This window comes from Flavobacterium sp., assembly GCF_043780635.1.
Classification (GTDB): domain Bacteria; phylum Bacteroidota; class Bacteroidia; order Flavobacteriales; family Flavobacteriaceae; genus Flavobacterium.
This window is the reverse complement of sequence record NZ_JAYWCK010000141.1, coordinates 1-4,952: the sequence shown is the minus strand read 5'-3', so window position 1 is coordinate 4,952 and position 4,952 is coordinate 1. Positions and strand designations below refer to the sequence as shown.

Here is a 4,952-nt window from a genome sequence, read left to right as displayed (position 1 = left end):
TGCGGTTCTGGCTTGTGTTGGGATATTAATACTTAAAGGATAGGCTGTAACACCTCCAGTTTCTACCGTGGCAATACAATTGTTTACAATTATTGGAATGTTTGAATTTAAAACAATCGAATTTGCAAACCCACTCGCAACGGCAGAATTAAGCAAATAAGGATTTTCTATAACCGATAAAGCAACATTTGAATTTCCTGAAGCTACAATAGAATTAAGCTGAATTGGCAAGTCTAAAACAGCAATAATACTGTTTGCATATCCATTACTAATAATTGAATTTAAAACAATAGGAATACTTAAAACTGTTGCATTTATATTGGAATTTCCAACGACAATTGCATTATTTATGGTAATTGGTAAATCAATTATTGCTACTGCAATTATCACGTTTGAAACTCCAGTTGCAATTGCTGAATTAATTTGAAAAGGAAAATCAATAGTTGAATTAATAACATTTGCATTCCCTGAAGCAATTATCGTATTTGCAATTATTGGAATATTGGAAACAGAAATATTTAGGTTTGCAGCTCCACTTAAAATTGGACCAGGAACTACAATGGCAATATTTGAAATTGCTAAAATACTATTTGATGAACCGCTTGCTATAACTGTATTTACAATGATTGAAACATTAGAAACGGATAACGTAATACTAGCAAATCCATTTACAACTGGAAATATCGCTGTAACTGAAATGTTTAAACTGGTTTGTAGTGTATTTGAATTTCCAATGACTGCAACAGAATTTGCGATTATAGGTAAATTTGAAACTACTAAAACAGTATTTGCAAACGCACTTATGACTGGACTTATTTGTACTATTGGAATGTTTAAAACTGCTGGATTTACGGTAGAATTACCAATTGCTACAGCAGTATTCGAAATAATTGAAATACTAGCAACTGAAACTGTTGCATTTCCCACAATTCCTGATCCTTGAATCCCGAAAAACTCATTATTCAAAATAGTAAACGAGTTGTCAGACGATGTTCTTTTTAAGAAACTCGATGCTTGAAAACTCGTTTTTATCTTTCTAAATAAATTAGCCATTTACTATGTCGATGTCAATTGTTGGCAATCCTGTTGAAGTTGAATCTGCATTCACAATATAAAATAAACAAGAATCTGCAAAAACTTGTGGCATTCCTGTTTTTGTAAATTCGTGAATATCGCCATCATTAGCAAATTTCACACGACCAGACCATAATTTACGCATTACGTGAACGTTAAATGTGCCAACCGTTGCAACTGAACTAGTAACGCTTTCTATTTTCTGAATTCCTGTATCTCCTGCCTGTAAGTTCAATCGAAGCATACGTCCAGTTGTCGGAGCGATACCTGTAGCGATGGTTCCGGTAGTTCTCCCTGTGGTTCCATCCTGATTAGTATAAGTTACAACAATGGTTTGATTTCCAGTAAAAGCCGCTACACATTCTAACCATAATTCCAAGCCTTTATAATCAGTATTAGGAAGTCTTGCTGAATAACTTGGTTGTGAAGCCAATGTTACAGCAGCATTGAAAGCATAAGCTCCAGCCGAAAATAATCTGTCATATACAATCAAACGACTTGCAACGGTATTGCTAAAATCTACTTTTGAAATGTAGCCAATATTAGCTCCAGAAAAAGCATTTATAGTTGGTGTTCCAGCAAGCGCATCCGTTGGAACAATTCCAGCAGCAGTATTTCCAACTGCTAATGTTCCCGCTCCTGGCATTCCTGCCAAGTCAAATATTGAAAACGGAATTGCTGCAACCGAAGTTCTCGAAGCGGTTTTATTGAAAATGACGGTTTGCTCTAAAGCAGCAATAATCCCGTCAAGGGTTGTGATTGCCATCTTATCCTAAAGTTATGATTCCGTTAGCATCAAAAGCAATGTTGAAGTTTCCTGCTGTAGAAGTAATATCACTTCCGAAATCAAGATAAGCAATAAGTTCATCAGCACTGGATGCACCGCCACGAGATTTGTACAAAACAGCTCCACGAGCTGTAATTGTAGCCGTTGAAATAACAACATCATCGGCATCGAAAACACCCTTATCGGATGTGGTATTCATCGTTACGGTTTTGTTTGCCAAAGCAACTCCACCAGCTGTATATCCTGCTCCAGATACTTCATTTGTAACATCACTACGTTTTGTATGCGTGTCAATATTTGGCACATAAGCCGCAGCTACTAGCATTAATTTTATGGTGTCAGTATCTAAATCGATACTACCGTTTGCGATGTCTCTTTTGAAAGAGTTGAAAATTGCATTTGCCATTTTATTTTAAGGTTTTAAATTATATGAATAAATTATTTTTCTTCGATATTTATAATTTGGCTTTCGCCACATTTGTCAACTAATTTTACCGTGACTTGTTTTTTACCTAAAAATCTGGTCTTGATTCCAAGAAAACTCCAAGGCCTTCTTTCCCAGTAACCAATTGCAGTTGTGTTTCCTATAAAAATTCTATCCGTAATATTTAATCCCAAAATACCATTTTGATAATTGATATTTCCTTTTATGATTAAACAAGCTGTACTATCTTTTATTGGAAAAACAATATTTTGTTTTGAATTTATGGCATTCAAAACATCTGATAGGTCAGTTTTTACAATTGAAGTATCACGATACTTCAATAAATGATTCATCACCGAAGTGACACGGTTTAGCTTGATATTATTTTCTTTTAACAAAGCTTTGTAATCATCATTCTGCTTCAAAGCGGCCATCATTTGTTTGTCGGTAAAAATCAATGTTTTCACTCGTAAAGAATCAAATCTTGAATTTGACAATTCATTTGCTTCAGTATCTTTTTTGAATTCTGCTTTGTCCAGATAATCTTTTACAAACCAAATTCCAGCACATACCAGGATCAATATTATTCCGTATTTTATGTAATTAAGATAATTCATTTGTTGTTTTAATTATTGACGTTAAAAACAAATTATGATAACCGGCAATTGTTCCTGCTTTATCAATTCCATTAATGATTTTTCTTGCAGCTATGGGATTGTCGGTAGTTTCATTGAAATAGATTTCAAGACATTTACCTGTGAAATCACCAAAAGAAGATGCTCCTTTTGTCATTCCTTCAAACATTATTTTGCTTGCATTTCGCATTACAAGTGCAAGCTCTGGATGGTTCAATAAATCAATTCCGAGTAATCTACCCATTAATTGATAATTCTCGTACCAAGTCAATTGCACAAATCCACGACCAAAATATATTTTATCTGGAGTAGTATATCCCATTCCTGACATTTTCACTTTCTGACCATATTTTCTTTTGCGACCTTTGCCGTATTCTTCGATAGGTTGCATCGTTTTTGCTGTTTCGTGCCAAGCAGTCGCCAGCATATAAGCCAACCATCGCAAATCATCGTGTTCAGAAGCTTCCCATTCATCAAAAATAGCCGTGAAGCCTTCAACTTGAGTTACGGTCAGTTTACCAAATGATTTTCGAATATTGTCGAATGTTGATTTTCTATTGATCATTATTTAGTCTTTATAGTTATCAAATAAATCGTTTAAATCTCCGTTTTTCTCGAAGTTGTAAATTCTATCCATTATAAAAGCAGGCGGGAATTGTTTGTTTGAAAGAACATAAACATTTTTTAAAACTTTTGAAATTGGATATAAAAGAGTTGTCACTTGTATTATAATTTTGAATCCTTCACCTACAAAATTATTTCCAGCAGTAAGTCTTAACATTTCCAGCATCATATAAACTACAATCAAAACAAACCATATCAACACATTTTTTTTAAACATTTCCACAAAATCAAAACTTCCCATTTTATGATGATAGATAACCCCAACTATCATATTTACCATTAAACAAATTAGAATAAAAGACGAAAATTGTTGATTATTTCTAAACCAAAAATCTAAACCATCCATTACATAAGCCATAGGTCCGAATGTTCCAATTAAATTAAAAAAGTATGTTGCTTTTTCTGTGAATGTTGGACGGCTGTCAACTAATAAAATAATTCTGCAAAGTGTTTCTTTTATGTAACTCATTTTTTAGGGCTATAATGATTTTTAAATAAAGGCGCAATTGCTCACGCCTTTTCTTTATTGTTCGGTGCTTGGAGTGAAGAAATTCTTCACTAAATAAGCAAATCCACCAGCTACGGCAGCAATTCCAATACTTTTCCAATCGAAAGTCAAGCTTCCTGTTGAAACACTTTGCTGTACAATTACCACAACTGGAGTAAGGATTGCCATTACTAAACCTTTTCCAAGGTCTTGCCAGTTAAGGCTCAAAAAATTACTTGTTTTCATATCTATTTATTTAAAATTACTTTTTTGATGAAGTCTATAAACTTTTGAAATAGACTTTTTTGGAACATCAACTTTCTGCATCGTCTAAAATTTAAAACTCAATCTTACACCTCCATTGTTTCGCCATTGGTTTACACCGTCGTTGAATTCCATATCTGAACGGTAATCTCTCCACGCTCTTAATCCTATGCTGGCGTTTTCCCAAAGATTGGTATCTATACCACATTCATAACCGAATAGTGGATGTCCACCATTTCTAGCAATTACTCCAAGCCTTATTCCTGAATAGAACCTTGTTTTTTCATACATTCCACGTGTAAAGCTTAAACCGAAAGAACCAACAAAGTCTGTATATCCGTTTTTCAAGGCTGCAAAATTCGTTATCGAAAATCGTTCGTATAAACTCCTGATATTTTCTACCTCGATACCTATATGCAAACCGTTTTCTTTGATGGATGCACAAGGGTCAACAACCACTGAAAACTGCCCAAATTGAGTTGTATTTAAACGAAATTGACTTTGAGAAAAAGCTACTGAAGTGACGAGTAATAATAGGATTAGGATTTTCATTAGTAGTTTGTGAATTGAGTTACTGTGACACCAGTACCGTTTTGGTCTGAAATCATTGTGGCGTTAGTTGATAACCCGGCTATTTTAATAGTTTTACCTGTTCCT

The 4,952-nt window shown here is 34.1% G+C and carries 8 protein-coding genes; all 8 read right to left on the bottom strand.

Features of this window, described 5'->3' with window-relative positions:
• On the bottom strand, positions 1-1,053 hold a 1,053-nt coding region (locus ACH2BV_RS12870; RefSeq protein ID WP_395051137.1), incomplete at its 3' end, for a hypothetical protein.
• Positions 1,046-1,840: a hypothetical protein gene (locus ACH2BV_RS12865; RefSeq protein ID WP_395051136.1), complete on the bottom strand. Its 795-nt coding sequence runs from the start codon at positions 1,838-1,840 to the stop codon at positions 1,046-1,048. The genes ACH2BV_RS12865 and ACH2BV_RS12870, both read right to left, overlap by 8 nt.
• 1 nt (position 1,841) lies before the next feature.
• Positions 1,842-2,267 carry a hypothetical protein gene (locus ACH2BV_RS12860; protein ID WP_395051135.1) on the bottom strand — a complete coding sequence of 142 codons (426 nt, stop codon included), beginning with the start codon at positions 2,265-2,267 and terminating at the stop codon, positions 1,842-1,844.
• Between the two features lie 32 nt (positions 2,268-2,299).
• On the bottom strand, positions 2,300-2,902 hold the full coding sequence (locus ACH2BV_RS12855) for a hypothetical protein (protein ID WP_395051134.1): 603 nt from the start codon (positions 2,900-2,902) through the stop codon (positions 2,300-2,302).
• Positions 2,889-3,485, bottom strand: coding sequence for a glycoside hydrolase family 19 protein (locus ACH2BV_RS12850; RefSeq protein WP_395051133.1), 597 nt, complete (start codon positions 3,483-3,485; stop codon positions 2,889-2,891). The genes ACH2BV_RS12855 and ACH2BV_RS12850 overlap by 14 nt, the downstream gene beginning before the upstream one ends.
• 3 nt (positions 3,486-3,488) lie before the next feature.
• Positions 3,489-4,013: a hypothetical protein gene (locus tag ACH2BV_RS12845; RefSeq protein ID WP_395051132.1), complete on the bottom strand. Its 525-nt coding sequence runs from the start codon at positions 4,011-4,013 to the stop codon at positions 3,489-3,491.
• Positions 4,014-4,067: 54 nt separating this feature from the next.
• Positions 4,068-4,277: a hypothetical protein gene (locus tag ACH2BV_RS12840; RefSeq protein ID WP_395051131.1), complete on the bottom strand. Its 210-nt coding sequence runs from the start codon at positions 4,275-4,277 to the stop codon at positions 4,068-4,070.
• 84 nt (positions 4,278-4,361) lie between these two features.
• On the bottom strand, positions 4,362-4,847 hold the full coding sequence (locus ACH2BV_RS12835; RefSeq protein WP_395051130.1) for a hypothetical protein: 486 nt from the start codon (positions 4,845-4,847) through the stop codon (positions 4,362-4,364).
• Between the last annotated feature and the right edge of the window lie 105 nt (positions 4,848-4,952).